Source organism: Gordonia sp. NPDC003425 (assembly GCF_053588635.1).
In genome coordinates this window covers 108,712-124,658 of sequence record NZ_JBSFQI010000006.1, presented here as the reverse complement: position 1 = coordinate 124,658, position 15,947 = coordinate 108,712, and the positions used below count along the sequence as shown (strand labels likewise).

General features: G+C 67.9%; 16 protein-coding genes. 6 read left to right on the top strand and 10 right to left on the bottom strand.

All coding sequences use genetic code 11. The annotated features are described in order from the left end of the window. Positions 1–87 precede the first annotated feature (87 nt). Positions 88–1,299, top strand: a complete 1,212-nt coding sequence (locus ACWDTD_RS09600; protein ID WP_449746864.1) for an MFS transporter — start codon at positions 88–90, stop codon at positions 1,297–1,299. Here ACWDTD_RS09600 and fadD8 read toward each other — a convergent pair. Continuing rightward, positions 1,255–2,892 (bottom strand): fatty-acid--CoA ligase FadD8, encoded by a 1,638-nt coding sequence (gene fadD8 / locus ACWDTD_RS09595; protein WP_449746863.1) that lies wholly within the window; start codon positions 2,890–2,892, stop codon positions 1,255–1,257. The genes ACWDTD_RS09600 and fadD8 overlap by 45 nt on opposite strands. Before the next feature lie 149 nt (positions 2,893–3,041). Here fadD8 and ACWDTD_RS09590 point away from each other — a divergent pair, with 149 nt between their 5' ends. Further along, positions 3,042–3,698 (top strand): GNAT family N-acetyltransferase, encoded by a 657-nt coding sequence (locus ACWDTD_RS09590; protein ID WP_449746862.1) that lies wholly within the window; start codon positions 3,042–3,044, stop codon positions 3,696–3,698. A gap of 13 nt (positions 3,699–3,711) precedes the next feature. Here the strand turns inward: ACWDTD_RS09590 and ACWDTD_RS09585 are convergent, their stop codons facing one another. The 3 genes from ACWDTD_RS09585 to ACWDTD_RS09575 all read right to left on the bottom strand — a co-directional run bounded on the left by ACWDTD_RS09585 (position 3,712) and on the right by ACWDTD_RS09575 (position 5,925). Beyond that, the gene (locus ACWDTD_RS09585; protein ID WP_449746861.1) at positions 3,712–4,089 is read right to left on the bottom strand and encodes a hypothetical protein; all 378 of its coding nucleotides are present in this window, start codon (positions 4,087–4,089) and stop codon (positions 3,712–3,714) included. A gap of 42 nt (positions 4,090–4,131) precedes the next feature. Further along, positions 4,132–5,037 carry an SDR family oxidoreductase gene (locus ACWDTD_RS09580; protein ID WP_449747003.1) on the bottom strand — a complete coding sequence of 302 codons (906 nt, stop codon included), beginning with the start codon at positions 5,035–5,037 and terminating at the stop codon, positions 4,132–4,134. 96 nt (positions 5,038–5,133) lie between these two features. Further along, a complete protein-coding gene (locus tag ACWDTD_RS09575) occupies positions 5,134–5,925 on the bottom strand; it encodes an SDR family oxidoreductase (protein WP_449746860.1) in 792 nt (263 codons plus the stop codon). A gap of 87 nt (positions 5,926–6,012) precedes the next feature. Between ACWDTD_RS09575 and ACWDTD_RS09570 the strand changes: the two genes are divergently transcribed. The 4 genes from ACWDTD_RS09570 to ACWDTD_RS09555 all read left to right on the top strand — a co-directional run bounded on the left by ACWDTD_RS09570 (position 6,013) and on the right by ACWDTD_RS09555 (position 9,676). Continuing rightward, positions 6,013–6,783, top strand: coding sequence for an enoyl-CoA hydratase family protein (locus ACWDTD_RS09570; protein ID WP_449746859.1), 771 nt, complete (start codon positions 6,013–6,015; stop codon positions 6,781–6,783). Position 6,784: 1 nt separating this feature from the next. Beyond that, the gene (locus tag ACWDTD_RS09565) at positions 6,785–7,723 is read left to right on the top strand and encodes a CoA transferase subunit A (protein WP_449746858.1); all 939 of its coding nucleotides are present in this window, start codon (positions 6,785–6,787) and stop codon (positions 7,721–7,723) included. A gap of 67 nt (positions 7,724–7,790) precedes the next feature. After that, complete coding sequence (locus ACWDTD_RS09560; protein WP_449746857.1) at positions 7,791–8,585, top strand: CoA-transferase subunit beta; 795 nt, start codon at positions 7,791–7,793, stop codon at positions 8,583–8,585. Further along, complete coding sequence (locus tag ACWDTD_RS09555) at positions 8,582–9,676, top strand: NAD(P)H-dependent flavin oxidoreductase (RefSeq protein WP_449746856.1); 1,095 nt, start codon at positions 8,582–8,584, stop codon at positions 9,674–9,676. The genes ACWDTD_RS09560 and ACWDTD_RS09555 overlap by 4 nt, the downstream gene beginning before the upstream one ends. A 20-nt stretch (positions 9,677–9,696) precedes the next feature. On the opposite strand, the gene ACWDTD_RS09550 is transcribed toward ACWDTD_RS09555, so the two are convergent. The 6 genes from ACWDTD_RS09550 to ACWDTD_RS09525 form a co-directional block, all read right to left on the bottom strand. Beyond that, entirely contained in the window at positions 9,697–10,227 is a 531-nt protein-coding gene (locus ACWDTD_RS09550; protein WP_449746855.1) for a hypothetical protein, read from the bottom strand. 133 nt (positions 10,228–10,360) lie between these two features. Then, positions 10,361–10,951, bottom strand: coding sequence for a TetR/AcrR family transcriptional regulator (locus ACWDTD_RS09545; RefSeq protein ID WP_449746854.1), 591 nt, complete (start codon positions 10,949–10,951; stop codon positions 10,361–10,363). 45 nt (positions 10,952–10,996) lie between these two features. Continuing rightward, positions 10,997–12,502: an aldehyde dehydrogenase family protein gene (locus ACWDTD_RS09540; protein WP_449746853.1), complete on the bottom strand. Its 1,506-nt coding sequence runs from the start codon at positions 12,500–12,502 to the stop codon at positions 10,997–10,999. Positions 12,503–12,598: 96 nt separating this feature from the next. Further along, a complete protein-coding gene (locus ACWDTD_RS09535; RefSeq protein ID WP_449746852.1) occupies positions 12,599–13,756 on the bottom strand; it encodes an acetyl-CoA C-acetyltransferase in 1,158 nt (385 codons plus the stop codon). A 60-nt stretch (positions 13,757–13,816) separates the two neighbouring features. Beyond that, complete coding sequence (locus ACWDTD_RS09530) at positions 13,817–14,659, bottom strand: SDR family oxidoreductase (RefSeq protein WP_449746851.1); 843 nt, start codon at positions 14,657–14,659, stop codon at positions 13,817–13,819. Next, positions 14,656–15,927 (bottom strand): acyl-CoA dehydrogenase family protein, encoded by a 1,272-nt coding sequence (locus ACWDTD_RS09525; protein ID WP_449746850.1) that lies wholly within the window; start codon positions 15,925–15,927, stop codon positions 14,656–14,658. The genes ACWDTD_RS09530 and ACWDTD_RS09525 overlap by 4 nt, the downstream gene beginning before the upstream one ends. Positions 15,928–15,947 lie beyond the last annotated feature (20 nt).

The following is a 15,947-nucleotide window of genomic DNA, read 5'->3' as shown; positions in this document are numbered from 1 at the left end:
CGCGGTGGTGGCACCGTGGGTCACAATCTGCGACGTACAGACGGAGACGTGGCTCCGTGCAGCGGCGGCGACCCTAGAGTCTGACCCATGCGCTGGACGGAACCGTGGTACCTCGCCTACGCGATCGTCGGAGTGATGGTGCTCGGCGTCGCGCCGATCCTCATCCCGGTCACCGTCGACGCCCACGGCGGCACCGCGACGGCGGTCGGCATCGTCGTCGCCGCCTTCTATGTCGCCGCGTTGTTCGTACCCGTGTTCGGCGCACTCGCCGACCGCACCGGCAAGCAGCGCGCGGTGTTCCTCTGGTGCTTCCCGGTGATGGCGGCGACGGTGGCCGCCTTCGCCTTTGCCGAGCACACCTGGCAGTGGGCCCTACTGGCCCTGATCTTCGGCGGGGCGGGATCGCTGGCCGGTACCGTGGCCGGACTGTTCATCGTCGAATCCCATCCGAAAGCCGAATGGGACCATCGGCTGAGCTGGTTCCGCATGGCCTACGGGGCGGGGCAGGTGGCGGGTTTGCTTCTCGCCGCGGTGACCGTGTCGCATCTGCGACTCGGATGGCTGATCACCGCCGGACTGCTCGCCGCCGGGTTGCTGGCCGCGCTCATCCGGCTGCCACACCTGCACGCGGTCGCCACCCACAGCGACGACACTTCGCGCTTGACGATGATTCGCGCGCTACGGGGCCGCTTCGGCATCTTCCTGCTGACATGGCTGCTCACGATGACCGGCGTCCAGACATTCTTCAACGTCGTACCGCTCATCATGCGGGACATGTTCTCCGTCGCGGCCTCGACGTCGTCGATCCTGTTCCTCATCGGTGCGGCCATCGGCACCCTGGTCTACCCGTTCTGCGGAGCGGCCGCCGGCAAGTGGGGACCGGGTGTGGTGCTGGCCGCCGGGCTGATCCTGACCCTGGCCTCGTTCGTCGCGATGACGACAGCACACGCGGCCCACCTGCCCGGGGAGTCGGTCATCGGATCGGTGGCGCTGGTGATCGCGGCCGTCGCGTACGCCTTCAACGTGGTGGGCGCCACGATGATCATCGTCACGGTGGCCCCCGGAAGTGAGGGGTCGGCGATGGGATTGCTCAACGGGATCATCGCCGCGGGCGCGGTGATCGGCGCGATCGCACCCTCGTTCGTCGCCGACGCGCTCGGTTATCCGGCGCTTCCCGCGCTGGCCGCGGGCATTGTGCTCGTCGCCCTGCTGGTCGGCATTCCGCTGTATCGACGGTCGAACTGGGTCACTCGGTCAGCCAACCCCACGCCCGGCGGAAGCCCAGTACCGGGCGCGTAACGCCTTCTTGTCCGGCTTGCCCAGCGCCGTCAGCGGCAACGAGTCGACGAAGATGACCTCCTTGGGAGCCTGCACCGCTCCCTTGCGTTCCCGGACCGCCGCCCGGATCTCGGCCCCGATCCGGTCTCTGGCCGCCTCGGACGTGTCGGCGTCGCCACGCAACACCACCACCGCGGTGACCGCCTCTCCCCACTTCTCGTCGGGAATCCCGATCACACCGACCTGACCCACCGCGGGATGTTCGGCCACAACGTCTTCCACCTCGCGCGGAAACACGTTGAAACCGCCGGTGACGATCATGTCCTTGGTGCGGTCGACGATGTAGAAGAATCCGTCGTCGTCCTCACGTGCCACGTCACCGGTGCGCAGCCAGCCGTCGCGGAACGTCTCCGCGGTCTGTTCGGGCAGCCCGAGATAGCCGCCGGCCAGCAACGGCCCGGCGACACAGATCTCACCGGGTTCGCCGCGCGGCACCGGCTTGTCGTCGGGCCCGAGCAACGCGGTTCGCAAAAACGCCGACGGCCGGCCACAACTGGCGAGTCTGCGCGGGTCCTCACCGGGCCGCGGATGGTCGTCACGGGACAGATAGGTGATCACCATCGGCGCCTCGGACTGCCCGTAATACTGCGCGAAGATCGGTCCGAATCGTTCGATCGCCTCGGCCAGACGCACCGGATTGATCGGCGACGCACCGTAATACACCGTCTCCAACGATGACAGGTCGCGGGTGTGCGAGTCGGGATGGTCGAGCAGGGCATACAGCATCGACGGCACCAGCATGGTGGCGCTGATCTTCTCCTCCTCGATCACCCGCAACACCTCCGCCGGATCGAAACGCGCCAGCACCACCATCGACCCGCCCTTGAGCAGGGTGGGCATGAAGAACGCCGCCCCCGCGTGCGAGAGCGGGGTGCACATCAGGAAGCGCGGCCGGTCGGGCCATTCCCACTCGGCGAGTTGGATCTGGGTCATGGTGGCCATCGCGCGAGCGGTTCCGATGATTCCCTTGGGTTTTCCGGTGGTGCCGCCGGTGTAGGTGATCGACACGGCGTGATCCGGGGCCAGTTGCGCCGCGACGAGCGGTCGGGGCGCAAACGTGTCGGCCTCGGCGATCACGTCGCGACCGACCGCAGCGAGCGCTTCGGGCACCGGGCCGAGGGTGAGTACCTGTTTGAGGCCGGCCACGCGCTCGACGAGCGCCACCGCGCGTTCGACGAACATGGGCACCGGATCCACCACCAGCGTGGTCACCCCGGCGTCGGCCAGAACGTAGGCGTGATCGTCGAGCGAGCCGAGCGGATGCAACGCGGTGCGTCGCCAGCCCTGCGTCTGTCCGGCACCGATCACCAGCAGCACCTCGGGACGGTTGAGTGCCAGCAGACCCACCGCGGTACCCGAACCGGCCCCCAGCGATTCGAAGGCCTGCACGTAGCGGCTGATCGCGGCGGCCATCTGTCCGCCGGTCAGGGTGGTGCCGCCGAGTTCGAGCACGTTGCGATCGGCATGACGACGTAGCGCCGCCACCAGATAGTCACCCATGTGCGTACCGCCACGCAGGTGGTCGAAGTGGGTGTCGGAGGAGTCAGCAGCCATGGCACGAGATTAGGACGTGTTTCACAATCAGGGAAGCGTGTCGGCACGATCAGCTCTGTGAAATGCGCAAATGGTCCGCACGGCCCTCCCGAGAACGCCTAGAACACGTTCTACTACCTACCCGTCGGTAGCTCTCTACGATCGGAGGTATGACTGATCTTGACCTGGAGACCGAACGTCGCGACATCACCGACGCCCTACTCACCGCGCTCGAGCGTCGCCACGAGGTGCTCGACGCCATCGTCGACGCCGATGATCACGACGCCGCGGTCACCGCTCTCGCCGGACTGCTCGACAAGTCCCGACTCGGCGCCTCGGCAATCCTCGACATGAAGCTCGATCAGCTGACCAAGGAAGAGCGCCGCAAGAACCAGGCCGAACTCGACGACCTGAACTCGCGCCTGACCTTCACCCTCGCCGAACGGCCGGCCAGCAGTGGCGACACGGTGATCCTGCGCGTGTTCTCGCCGGTCGACGACGCCGACCTGTTCTCGCTTCGCACCGCCGAACTCGGTGTGGCCGGCGACGGATCGGGACACCCCGCGCGCGAGATCGACGAGGAGATCGCCCAGGCCGCCGAACGCGTCGACCAGGAGGAGGCGGTGTGGCTGGTGGCCGAGGACGGTTCGGCGAAGGTGGGGTTCGTCTTCGGTGAGCTCACCAACGGTGAAGTGGATGTGCGCATCTGGATTCACCCCGACCATCGCAAGCAGGGCTACGGCACTGCCACGCTGCGCAAGTCACGCTCGGAGATGGCCGCCTTTTTCCCCGGCGTACCGATGGTGGTGCGCGCACCGAGCTCCTGAATCCGGGCCCCGATCAGGATTGACGACGCGGGAAACCGAATCGCGCCGAGATGGTGCGGATTCGGTTCTCGTCGTCGACGACGAACTTCTCGGAGACCGGCGCCGCCAGCCGGGCGATCTTGGGTCGCACATGCACGAGGTACCGCGTGGAGACACTGTGCCCGTCGACGGTCGCCTCGAAGTCGCTGACCCGGTGAATGAGCCGGAACTGCGGTCCGCGTGCCAGGCTGCGCGCGATGTGCCGACCGTTACGCCCGGTCCGTACGCCGAGTTCCACCCGTGTGCAGTCCGGATGCAATGACACCTTCGACGGGTCATGGTCGACCAGCGCGTCGACGTACGCACGTGCAGCCTGAATGCGTTGTGCAGCAACGTTGTCCGGAGTTTCCACCAACTGTCCACGTCCTCTCTCCGGGGCACGGTGGGCGCGATGTCAGCGCGCGCCGTACACCGGCATCGGCACCGGCGCCTTGGCGAGGATCTCCTCGATCACCGGACCGAGTTCGGCGGGCTCCCATCGAGATCCCTTGTCGCGCTCCACGCTACGCTGCCAGCCGTCGGCCACCGAGACCTTGCCGCCTTCCACCTCGAAGACCCGTCCGCTGACCGCCCCGGCCTCCGGGGAAGCGAGCCAGACGACGAGCGGCGAGATGTTGGCCGGGGCCATGACGTCGAACGAACCGTCGTCGGGTGCGGCCATCTGCGCTGCCATGGCCTCACCGGCCCCCAACGTCATCTGGGTGCGCGCGGCCGGTGCGATGGCGTTCACGGTGATGCCGTAGGCACCCATCTCGGCGGCCGCCTGGATGGTCAGGGCTGCGATCCCCGCCTTGGCGGCAACGTAATTGCCTTGTCCCACAGAGCCGTAGAGTCCGGCACCGGAGGTGGTGTTGATCACCCGGGCAGCGCGGGGTGCACCCGCCTTGGCCTGTGCGCGCCAATACGCGCCGGCGTGGCGCAGTCCGACGAAATGCCCCTTGAGGTGCACCCGCACCACGGCGTCGAACTCCGCCTCGGACATCGACACCAGCATCCGGTCGCGGACGAATCCGGCGTTGTTGACCAGGATGTCGAGACCGCCGAACTCGTCGATCGCCGTGCGCACCATCTGCTCGCCCGACTCCCAGTCGGCAACATCACCGATCGACGCGACGGCGCGCCCACCGGCGGCACAGATCTCGTCGACCACTTCGGCCGCCGCATCGTCTGCATAGTCGTTGACCACCACGGCGGCACCGTCGGCGGCCAACGCGAGCGCGTGCGCGCGGCCGATACCCTGTCCGGCCCCGGTGACGATGGCCACGCGGCCCTCGTTGAGTGGTGTGCTGTTGTCGGGCACCCTGATTCCCTTCTCGAAGATGTGGTGGCGCTGCGCGCGGCTCACAGGTCGTTCCCAGCATTCGCCGCGTCCAGGCTCATGAGCTTGTGTCGCGGCTCACAGGTCGTTCCCCGCATTCGCCGCGTCCAGGAACGCCGGCTTCTCGCCGCCGCCGTGCACGGTCAGCGTCGATCCGGTGATGTAGGCCGCCAGCGGGGAGAGCAGGAAGGCCACCGCGTTGCCGACATCGGCCGGGCGCGCCATCCGTCCCATCGGGATGGTGCGGGCCACCGCGGCGATCCCCGCTGCGTCGCCGTAGTGCAGATCCGCCGACTCCGTCTCCACCGGCCCCACCACCACGGAGTTGATCCGCACCCTCGGCGCCCATTCCACCGCGAGTGAGGCGGTGAGGCTGTCGAGGCCTGCCTTTGCCGCGCCGTAGGCCGACGTGCCCGGCGACGGCCGGTGTCCGCTGACACTGGAGACGTTGACGATCGCACCGCCGGTCGACTGCTGCTGCATCACGCGGTTGGCTGTCCGTGCGACCACAAGCGGCGCGAGCAGGTTGAGTTCGACGATCTTGCTCGAGAAGGACGACGACGCCCCGGCGGCGAGTGCGAACGGCGACCCACCCGCATTGTTGACCACCGCGTCGAGGCGGCCGTGCTCGTCGACGATCCGCTCGACCATCGTGGTCACCGCCGACTCGTCACGCACGTCGCACGGGATGTATTGCGCGACGGCGTCGGCGGTGGGGCCGGGTCGCCGGGCGCACACGATGGGAACGGCTCCGAGATCGGCGAGCACCGAGGCGATCCCGAGCCCGACACCCCGCACCCCGCCGGTGACCAGGACAACACTCTTCTCCATTCCGAGGTCGAGGCCGGTGACCTGTGAACGAAGACTCATGGGTGCTACCCTACCAAACAACCAAGCATTTGCTTGGTTGGACTTGGTCACTTCGACGTCACGGGACTTCCCGGGAGAGGACACGGCGTGCCGATCACCAGCACGCGCAGCGACAGCGGGGTCACGACGGTCACCGTCGACTTCCCGCCGGTCAACGCGCTTCCCTCGGCGGCGTGGTTCGAGCTGGCCGACACGATCCTCGCCGCCGGAAACGACCCTGCGTCGCATGTGGTCATCCTGCGGGCACACGGCCGCGGCTTCAACGCGGGTGTCGACATCAAGGAGATGCAGGCCACCGACGGGTTCGGTGCGCTGATCGACGCCAATCACGGTTGTGCCGCGGCCTTTTCGGCGGTCTACGACTGTGCGGTCCCGGTTGTGGTGGCCGTCAACGGCTTCTGCGTGGGCGGCGGGGTGGGGCTCGTCGGCAACGCCGACGTGATCGTCGCCGCCGAGGGGGCGGTGTTCGGGCTGCCCGAGGTGGATCGCGGCGCACTCGGCGCCGCGACGCATCTGGCACGACTGGTCCCGCAACACATGATGCGCACCCTCTACTACACCGCCCAGAACGTCACCGCCGAGCAGCTGCTGCACTTCGGTTCGGTGTACCGGGTGGTGGCCCCCGACGCACTCGACGCAGCCGCCCTCGAGGTGGCCGAACAGATCGCCGCCAAGGACACCCGGGTGATCCGGGCCGCCAAGGCGGCCATCAACCACATCGATCCGGTGGACGTAAAGGCCAGCTATCGCCTCGAACAGGGATACACCTTCGAACTCAATCTCGCCGGCGTCGCCGACGAGCATCGCGATGCATTCGTCTCCACCGGCAAACCACTGACGAACGGGAGTCAGCGCTGACATGACCACCCCCGCCACGACAACCACCACGAAACCCGCGACGGCGCAACCGAAGGACAAGACCTCGACCCTCGACGAGGTGGTCGCCGAACTGCGCGACGGGATGACCATCGGCATCGGGGGGTGGGGATCGCGACGCAAACCGATGGCCCTGGTGCGCGCCCTGGCACGCTCGGACATCACGGATCTGACAGTGGTGACCTACGGCGGCCCCGACCTCGGATTGCTCTGCGCCGCAGGCAAGGTGCGGCGCGCCTACTACGGATTCGTGTCGCTGGACTCCGCCCCGTTCTACGATCCGTGGTTCGCCGCGGCACGCACCGGCGGACGGATCGAGGCCCGCGAGATGGACGAGGGAATGGTGCGCTGCGGCCTGCAGGCCGCGGCCGCCCGACTGCCTTTCCTGCCCATTCGTGCCGGCCTCGGCTCCGACGTCCCGGCGTTCTGGGAGGGCGAGCTCAAGACCGTCGACTCGCCCTACCCCGGCCCCGACGGACGCACCCAGACGCTGATCGCGATGCCCGCGCTGCGTCTCGACGCAGCGTTCGTGCACCTCGACCTCGCCGATGCGCGCGGCAACGCCGCGTACACCGGTGTGGACCCGTACATGGACGACCTGTTCTGCGCCGCCGCGGAACGCCGCTACGTGCAGACCGATCAGTTGGTGTCCACCGAGGTGCTCGTCAAAACCGTTCCCGCCCAACGTCTGCTGCTGAACCGGATGAATGTCGACCGTGTGGTGCACGCCCCCAACGGTGCGCACTTCACCTTTGCCGGCGACTACGGCCGCGACGAGGCTTTCCAACGCTTCTACGTGGAGTCGGCGAAGGATCCGGACTCGTGGTCGGCGTTCGCGAAACGGTTCCTGGAGGTCGACGAAACCACCTACCAGCGCGAGGTGCTCGCCTGGCGCAGCGAACGGGAGGAGCAGCATGGCTGAATCGGCGCGCGGAGGGGTTTCGGCATCTCCGCTGGTTGAGCCTGTCGCATCGAACGGGAGGAGCAGCATGACTGAATCGGCGCGCGGAGGGGTTTCGGCATCTCCGCTGGTTGAGCCTGTCGAAACCACCCGGGCGGAGATCTGTGTGGCGGCATGCGCCGACATCTTCGCCGGGGCGGGCGAGATCATGGCGTCGCCGATGGCGCCGGTTCCGCTGCTCGGGGCCCGGCTGGCCCGGCTGACCACCGAACCCGATCTGCTCATCACCGACGGCGAGGCACTGATCCTCGCCGATACCCCCGCGATCGGCCGCAGCGGTCCCATCGAGGGGTGGATGCCGTTCTCCAAGGTGTTCGACGTGGTGGCCTCGGGTCGCAGGCATGTGGTGATGGGCGCCAACCAGATCGACCGGTTCGGCAATCAGAATCTGTCGGCCTTCGGACCGCTGCAACACCCCAGCAGGCAGATGTTCGGGGTGCGCGGCGCACCGGGCAACACGATCAACCATCCCACCAGCTACTGGGTACCGCGGCACTCGGCCCGGGTGTTCTGCGAGCGCGTCGACATCGTCTGCGGGGTCGGTTACAGCGCGGTGGACCCGGCCAACCCCGCCTTCGACGACCTCCACATCCACCGCGTGGTGACCAACCTGGGCGTCTTCGACTTCGGCGGACCTGGCCACACCATGCGGGCGCGGTCGCTGCATCCGGGTGTCGACGCCGACGAGGTGGCCGAGAACACCGCCTTCGAGGTGGCCGGGCTGGCCGAGGCGCCGCTTACCCGGGTGCCCACCGAGGAGGAGCTGACCCTGATCCGCGACGTCCTGGACCCCAAAGGCATACGCGACAAGGAGATCCGATGACCGCCTCCACGGCGCGGGCCGCGGCGCTGCCCACCCGGTTCACCGAGCTGGTCGGCGTCGAGTACCCGATCGTGCAGACCGGGATGGGCTGGGTGTCGGGACCCTCGCTGACGGCGGCCACGTCCAACGCGGGCGGGTTGGGCATCCTGGCGTCGGCGACGATGACCTACGAGGAGCTCGCGGCGGCGATCACCAAGACGAAGTCGTTGACCGACAAGCCATTCGGTGTCAACATCCGCGCCGACGCCACCGATGCGGCGGCGCGGATCGAGCTCCTCATCCGTGAGGAGGTCAGGGTCGCGTCGTTCGCACTCGCCCCCAAACAGGATCTCATCGCCGAGCTCAAGGACCACGGTGTGGTGGTGATCCCGTCGATCGGCGCTGCCAAACACGCCGTGAAGGTGGCGTCCTGGGGTGCCGACGCGGTGATCGTGCAGGGCGGCGAGGGCGGCGGTCACACCGGTCCGGTGGCCACCACCCTGCTGTTGCCGTCGGTGCTGGACGCGTTGCGCGCCAACGGCTCCGACATGCCGGTGGTGGCCGCGGGCGGCTTCTTCGACGGCCGCGGACTGACCGCCGCACTGGCCTACGGCGCCGAAGGCGTGGCGATGGGGACGCGGTTTCTGCTCACCTCGGACTCGGCGGTGCCCGACGCGGTGAAGCAGGAGTACCTACAGCGCGGTCTGACCGACACCGTGGTGTCGGTGAAGGTGGACGGGATGCCGCACCGGGTGTTGCGGACCCCGCTCGTCGAGGCGCTGGAAAGCGGTTCGCGGGGTCGCGCTCTGGTGGCCGCGGCACGCAACGCCAACGAGTTCAAGCAGTTGACCGGGATGCGCTGGACCACGATGTTGCGCGACGGACGGTCGATGCGACGCTCCGGCGACCGCACCTGGCAGCAGATCATCATGGCGGGTAACACGCCGATGCTGCTGCGCGCCGGACTGGTCGAGGGCGACACCCGCGCCGGGGTGCTGGCGTCGGGACAGGTGGTCGGCATGATCGACGACCTGCCGAGTTGTGACGAACTGATCCAGTCGATCATGACGCAGGCGCACGAACGGCTCAAGACGCTCGCCGCACTGGGCTGAGCGGCCGGACGCGGACGGCCTCAGGCACCCGGGTGGGAACGCGGCGGGGCGCCACCAGCGCCGGCACGCTTGACCTTGGCGATCGCCTCCGTCGGTGCGACGTCGACGGGAAGTGCCACGGTCGGGGTCTGGGCGCTCGGCGCTTTCACGATCACCACCTTGCCCACCTTGCTGATCGAGTGGACCTTCGAATACGGGATCACCGCCCGCGTGTGCGGGGTTTCGATGAGCATGGCCGAGTCGTTGAATCCCGTACCGACCGTGGCGCCGGGCACCACCGTCGCACTGAGCTGTTGGTAGGTGCTTCGGTACACGAGGAAGACGATGAAGATCAGGAAGAGCACTCCCACAACGGCGTACCAGACGTCGTCGCTCATCACGGCACCGGCGATGCACGCGGCGAGCAGGAGCAGTAGGACGATGGCGACGACGGGGGCACGCAACTCGGCGAGGGTGACCGTGACCGCCATGCGCCGCGGATCGTCCTTCCCGGGCCGCCACCGGTATTCGATACCCGGCGCATTGGGAACCGGGCCAAGATCGTCAGACATTCGTCAGCTCCTCGCGACACACCGAGTCCGTCGATACCGACGGTAGCCGTTGGCGCGGACGCGATCGCCGGAACGACGCGTTGATGTCACGAAGACGTCGGATCTGTGACACACTTCGCGCGCCGCGCCGCCGCTAGCGGGGCAGTATGCCGTCGAGAACGACGGCGAGGTACTGCGTGGCGATGTCGTCGATGGACAGTGCCCCACCGGGGCGGTACCAGCGCACCGCGACCCACACCGTGTCGCGCAGAAATCGGTAGACGAGTTCGATGTTGAGGTCGGCGCGGAACTCGCCGTCGGCCACACCGCGCGCGAGTACCGAATGCCACAGCTCGCGAAACTCCACGTTGCGTTCGTCGATGTAGGAGAAACGTTCCTGTGTGGCAAGACGTTTGGCCTCGTCCTGGTAGATCGCCACCGCATTGTGTTCGGCTTCGATCGATTCGAAGGAGGCCACCACGAGTTCGCGCAGTGTCTCGGTGGCCGACAGATCTGCGGCTGCGATCTCGCGGTACCGCGCGAACAGCGAATCGAGAAACCGGCGCAGGATCTCGTCCACCATCGACTCTTTGGAGTCGAAGTGGTGATAGAGGCTGCCCGACAGGATCCCCGCGCCGTCGGCGATGTCACGCACGGTGGTCGACCGGAGTCCGTGTTCGGCGAACATCTTTCCTGCGGTCGCGAGGAGTTCGTCGCGCCGCGAGGTGCCGTTACGTGCCGCCATCTGATCACCCTAGCAACTGCTTGGCAGGGTCGGCGGGATGGTGGCTCAGCGTCGGTGCAGCTTCTTGGCCGCACGCCGGTTGAGCTTGGTCCACATGGTCATCTGGCCGTCGATCATGCGCCTGTCCTTCTTGCCGAAGGGCGGCGTCATGAGGTCGGCGACCGACATCGGCAACGACGAGAAGGCCACCGCCCGGGCGTGGCTGAACGTGTCGAAGCCCGCTTTGCCGTGGTATGAACCCATTCCGCTGCGGCCGACACCGCCGAACGGCAAGTCGGCGCCGAACATGTTCAGCGCGAAGTCGTTTCCGTTGATCGAGCCGCTGCGCGTGCTGTCGGCCAGACGCGCGAAGTTCGCGTTGTCGTCGCCGCACCAGTACATCGTGAGGGGGTGCGGGTGCGAGGAGATGTAGGTGATCGCCTCGGTGAGGTCACGATAGGGGTAGACGGTGAGCACCGGGCCGAACACCTCGTCCTCGGTGATCTTCATACCCGCCTTGACTCCGGTGAGCAGCGTCGGCGGGATCTTGCGCTGCTCGGCCGAGGGCAGCGGTTCCCCGCCGGGGATCACCTGGCGCGCGGTGGCACCGAGTTCGACGGCGTCGTCGATCAGCCCGAGGATGCGGTCGTAGTTCGTCTGATTGATCGTCGAGGTGTACTCCGGGTTGTCGACGATCGTGGGGAACTTCTCGGTCCACCGCGCGATCACCTTGTCGCTGAACTCACCGACCTTGGCCTCGGGAACGAAGACGTAATCGGGACACAGACACACCTGGCCGCCGTTGACCATCCGGGCATCGGCCAGCATTCGTGCCGCCTTGTCGATGTCGGCGCCGACATCGACGACGGCCGGGTTCTTGCCGCCGAGTTCGAGGGTCACCGGCACCAGGTTCTTGGCGGCCTCCTGCGCCACCGACGACCCGACCTCGGGGGATCCGGTGAAGAACATGTGATCCACCTTGAGTTTCGCGAAGTCCGCCCCCGAGCCGTGCGCCGGGGTGAGGACCGCGAGTTCCTCGATGGAGAAGTAGTCGGGGGCGTGGCGGGCGATCACCTCGGTGGTGCGCGCGGTGATCGACGACGGCCGCATCAGCACCCGGTTGCCTGCGGCGAACGCCGAACCCGCGGGCACGAAGGTGAGTTGCAGCGGAAAGTTCCACGGGCCCATGATCCCGACGACGCCGAGCGGGTCGTGGCGCACCCGCTGGGAGAATCCGAGCGCGCCCTGTACGCGCGCCGATCGCGTCTCCCCCATCCACTCGCGCAACCCCCGGCGCTGATGCGTCAGGTCGATGAGGCAGCCGGCCACGTCGGCGAACACGCTGACTTCCTTTGGCCGCGAGCCGAAATCGAGAGTCAGCGCCTCACTGATCTCGTCCCCGTGGTCGAGGAGCAGCGACGACAACCGGGTGATCCGGTCAATTCTGGTGCTTGCGTCGGGTATGCCGTCACGGAGGAATGCGGCCTGCTGGATCTCGAGGAGTTCGGTCAGCGAATGGGTCTCCGACGAGACCCCTCGCTCGATTCGGTCTGCATCGGCCGGCTTGGTCATCGTCGTCCTCCGGGTTGGGATCGGTCCCGCACGCTCATCTGCTCATGCTATGTCGCAGGTCACATCTTTCGCGACCCTGTCCGCGTGGCGACGCGCTCAGCCGAGCCGTTCGATGATGGTGACGTTGGCGGTGCCGCCGCCCTCGCACATGGTCTGCAGGCCGTAGCGCCCGCCGGTGCGCTCGAGCTCGTTGAGCAGGGTGGCGAAGAGCTTGGCCCCGGTGGCACCGAGCGGATGACCGAGCGCGATCGCGCCGCCGTTGGGGTTGACCCGCGCCGGATCGGCGCCGGTCTCCTTGAGCCAGGCCAGCACCACCGACGCGAACGCCTCGTTGATCTCCACCACGTCGATGTCGTCGATGCCCAGACCCGACTTCTCCAGCGCGTACTCGGTGGCCGGGATCGGGGCCGACAGCATCATCACCGGGTCGTCACCGCGCACCGAGAGATGGTGGATGCGGGCGCGTGGGGTGAGCCCGTAGGTGTCGAGGGCGCGTTGGCTCACGACGAGCGCAGCCGATGCCCCGTCGGAGATCTGGGAGGCGACCGCGGCGGTGAGCCGCGATCCGTCGGCCAGCGGCGCGAGTCCGGCCATCTTCTCCAGCGAGGTGTCGCGTGGGCATTCGTCGACGACACAGTCGGCCAGCGGCACCGTCTCGTCGTCGAAACGTCCTTCTGCGATGGCCGATTTTGCGCGCTGATGCGATTGCAGCGCCCACCGTTCCATGTCCTCGCGACTGATGTCCCACCGCTGCGCCATCATGTCGGCCCCGACGAACTGGGAGATCTCGGTGTCGCCGAAGCGCTCCTGCCAGCCCACCGATTCGGCGGTGGGGGTGGAGAAGCCGAACTCCTGTCCGGCGATCATGGCCTGGGAGATGGGAATCGCGCTCATGTTCTGCACCCCGCCGACCACCACCACGTCCTGGGTTCCGCTCATCACGCCCTGCGCGGCGAAATGAATGGCCTGCTGGCTCGATCCGCACTGCCGGTCGACGGTGGTGCCCGGCACACCCAACGGCATGCCCGCCGCCAGCCACGCGGTGCGGGCGATGTTGCCCGCCTGCGGTCCGATCGCGTCCACGCAGCCGAACACCACGTCGTCGACCACTTCCGGATCGAGTCCGGTGCGTTCGACGAGCGCGCGGATCACGTGCGCACCCATGTCGGCGGGGTGGGTCTTGGCCAGCGAACCGTTGCGTTTGCCGATCGGGGTGCGGATGGCGTCGACGATGTAGGCCTGCGGTGTGCTCACGGTTTCTCCGATTCGTTGGCGGTCGGGCACGGAAGGTGTTGTCGGTGACCGGATGTGGTGTCAGGCGCGTTGACTGGAGATCGACACGACCTCGCCGGTCAGGTAGGTGGTGTAATCGCTGGCGAGCATCGCGATGGTGGCGGCCACCTCCCAGACCTCCGCCGCGCGACCGTAGGCCTCCCGTGCGGCGAGTTCGTCGAGCAGGTCGTCGCTGGTGACCTTGGCCAGGAACGGATGCTTGGCGATCGACGGGGCCACCGCGTTGATGCGCACCCCGATGTCGGCGGCTTCCACTGCAGCACAACGGGTCAGCGCCATCACACCGGCCTTGGCGGCGGCGTAGTGGGCTTGCCCGCGCTGCGCCCGCCACCCCAGCACGGACGCGTTGTTGACGATCACACCCCGACATCCCGAATCACCGTGTTCGACCGCGCGGAAGTACCGCAGTGCGGCGCGGGTGGCGCGGAAGGTCCCGGTGAGCGTGATGTCGAGGACGCGATCCCATTCCTCGTCGGTCATGTCGGCCACCGGGGTCTCACCGCCGAGTCCGGCGTTGTTGACCAGCACGTCGATGCGGCCGAGTTTGTCCGCCGCCGAGGCGATCAGCGCGTCCACCTCTGCGGTGGACGCCACATTGCACACCACCGATTCCACGGCGCGGTCGGGGAATTCGGCGTGCAGTGTGTCGGCGGCCTCCCCCAGCCGCCGCTCATGCCAGTCGCTGAGGACGACGTCGGCGCCCTCGAGCAGGGCACGGCGCGCGGTGGCGAACCCGATGCCGGTGCCGGCGGCAGCGGTGACAACCACCTTGCGACCCAACAGGAGTCCATGCCCCGGGGTTTCGCGCGGTGGGGTGGCCAGCGGCGAGATCGACGCTGCGGCGGTCGGTGTTGTCTGCGTCATCCGCGAACCTCCCGGGGAAGTCCGAGCACCCGCTCGGCGATGATGTTGCGTTGCACCTCGTTCGACCCGCCGTAGATGGTGTCGGCGCGGGTGAACAGGAAAAGACGTTGCCAGTCGTCGAGTTCGACATGTGCGGGGTCGGCGATGTCGTTGGTCCGGCCCTCGACGGTGGTGCCGGGGGCGACGAGCGACGGCGCCCCGGCCACCGCCATCGCCAGCTCGCCCAGGTCGCGATGCCAGTTGGCCCACAACAGTTTCGTCACCGACGCCGCGGCGGTGGCGCTCGCCGCGTCGCCGGTGCTGCCGAGTGTGCGCGCGGCATTGGAGCGCAGCACCGTCAGCCCGATGCCGGCGCGCACGAGCCGGGACGCGATCTCCGGGTTGTCGATGGCGCCGGTGCGTCGCGCCATGTCGGTGACGGCGTCGAGTTCACGGGCGAATCCGACCTGCTGTCCCAGCGTGGAGACGCCCCGTTCGAATTGCAGCAGACCCATGGCCACCGACCACCCGTCGCCGGGGGCGCCGACGATCTCCTCGGCGTCGGTCACCGCGTCGTCGAAGAACACCTCGTTGAACTCCGACGTGCCGGTGAGCTGCTGGATGGGACGCACGGTGACGCCGGGCTGATCGAGCGGCACCAGCAGAAAACTCAGTCCCCGGTGCCGCGAGGAGCCGGGTTCGGTGCGGCACAGCACGAACACCCACTGCGCGACGTGCGCCAGCGAGGTCCAGATCTTCTGTCCGTGCAGATGCCAGCGGCCGTCGTCGCCGAGGCGTGCGCTGGTGGCGACGTTGGCGAGGTCCGAACCGGCACCGGGCTCGGAGTAGCCCTGCGCCCACAGTTCGGTGACGTCGACGATGCCGGGCAGGAACCGCCGCTTCTGTTCCTCGGTGCCGAAGTGGATGAGGGTGGGGCCCAGGAGTTCCTCGCCGAGGTGATTCACCCGCGCGGGCGCGTCGGCACGCGCATACTCCTGATGGAAGATGATCCGTTGCTCGAGCGTCGCGCCGCGGCCCCCGTATTCGGTGGGCCAGCCCAGGCATGTCCAGCCCGCGGCGGCGAGATGCCGGTCCCATGCGAGCCGGTCGGCGAAGAACTCGTGTTCGCTGCCCGGCCCACCGCGCCCCCTCAGGTGCGCGAACTCGCCGGCCAGGTTCTCGGCGAGCCACGCGCGCACGGCGGTGACGAACTCGCCGGTGGCCTCGGGCGTCGACCGGGCCCATTCGCCCAGGTCGACCGCCCTGTCGGCGAGATTCGTCGAGGTCATGCCCGCTAGCATAACCTACC

Coding starts and splice junctions, on each gene's coding strand:
- fadD8 (WP_449746863.1), bottom strand. CDS start 2,892: ATGGCTGCTGACTCCTCCGACACCCACTTCGACCACCTGCGTGGCGGT.
- ACWDTD_RS09540 (WP_449746853.1), bottom strand. CDS start 12,502: ATGACCAAGCCGGCCGATGCAGACCGAATCGAGCGAGGGGTCTCGTCG.
- ACWDTD_RS09590 (WP_449746862.1), top strand. CDS start 3,042: ATGACTGATCTTGACCTGGAGACCGAACGTCGCGACATCACCGACGCC.
- ACWDTD_RS09545 (WP_449746854.1), bottom strand. CDS start 10,951: ATGGCGGCACGTAACGGCACCTCGCGGCGCGACGAACTCCTCGCGACC.
- ACWDTD_RS09550 (WP_449746855.1), bottom strand. CDS start 10,227: ATGTCTGACGATCTTGGCCCGGTTCCCAATGCGCCGGGTATCGAATAC.
- ACWDTD_RS09600 (WP_449746864.1), top strand. CDS start 88: ATGCGCTGGACGGAACCGTGGTACCTCGCCTACGCGATCGTCGGAGTG.
- ACWDTD_RS09525 (WP_449746850.1), bottom strand. CDS start 15,927: ATGACCTCGACGAATCTCGCCGACAGGGCGGTCGACCTGGGCGAATGG.
- ACWDTD_RS09575 (WP_449746860.1), bottom strand. CDS start 5,925: ATGAGTCTTCGTTCACAGGTCACCGGCCTCGACCTCGGAATGGAGAAG.
- ACWDTD_RS09560 (WP_449746857.1), top strand. CDS start 7,791: ATGACTGAATCGGCGCGCGGAGGGGTTTCGGCATCTCCGCTGGTTGAG.
- ACWDTD_RS09555 (WP_449746856.1), top strand. CDS start 8,582: ATGACCGCCTCCACGGCGCGGGCCGCGGCGCTGCCCACCCGGTTCACC.
- ACWDTD_RS09530 (WP_449746851.1), bottom strand. CDS start 14,659: ATGACGCAGACAACACCGACCGCCGCAGCGTCGATCTCGCCGCTGGCC.
- ACWDTD_RS09565 (WP_449746858.1), top strand. CDS start 6,785: ATGACCACCCCCGCCACGACAACCACCACGAAACCCGCGACGGCGCAA.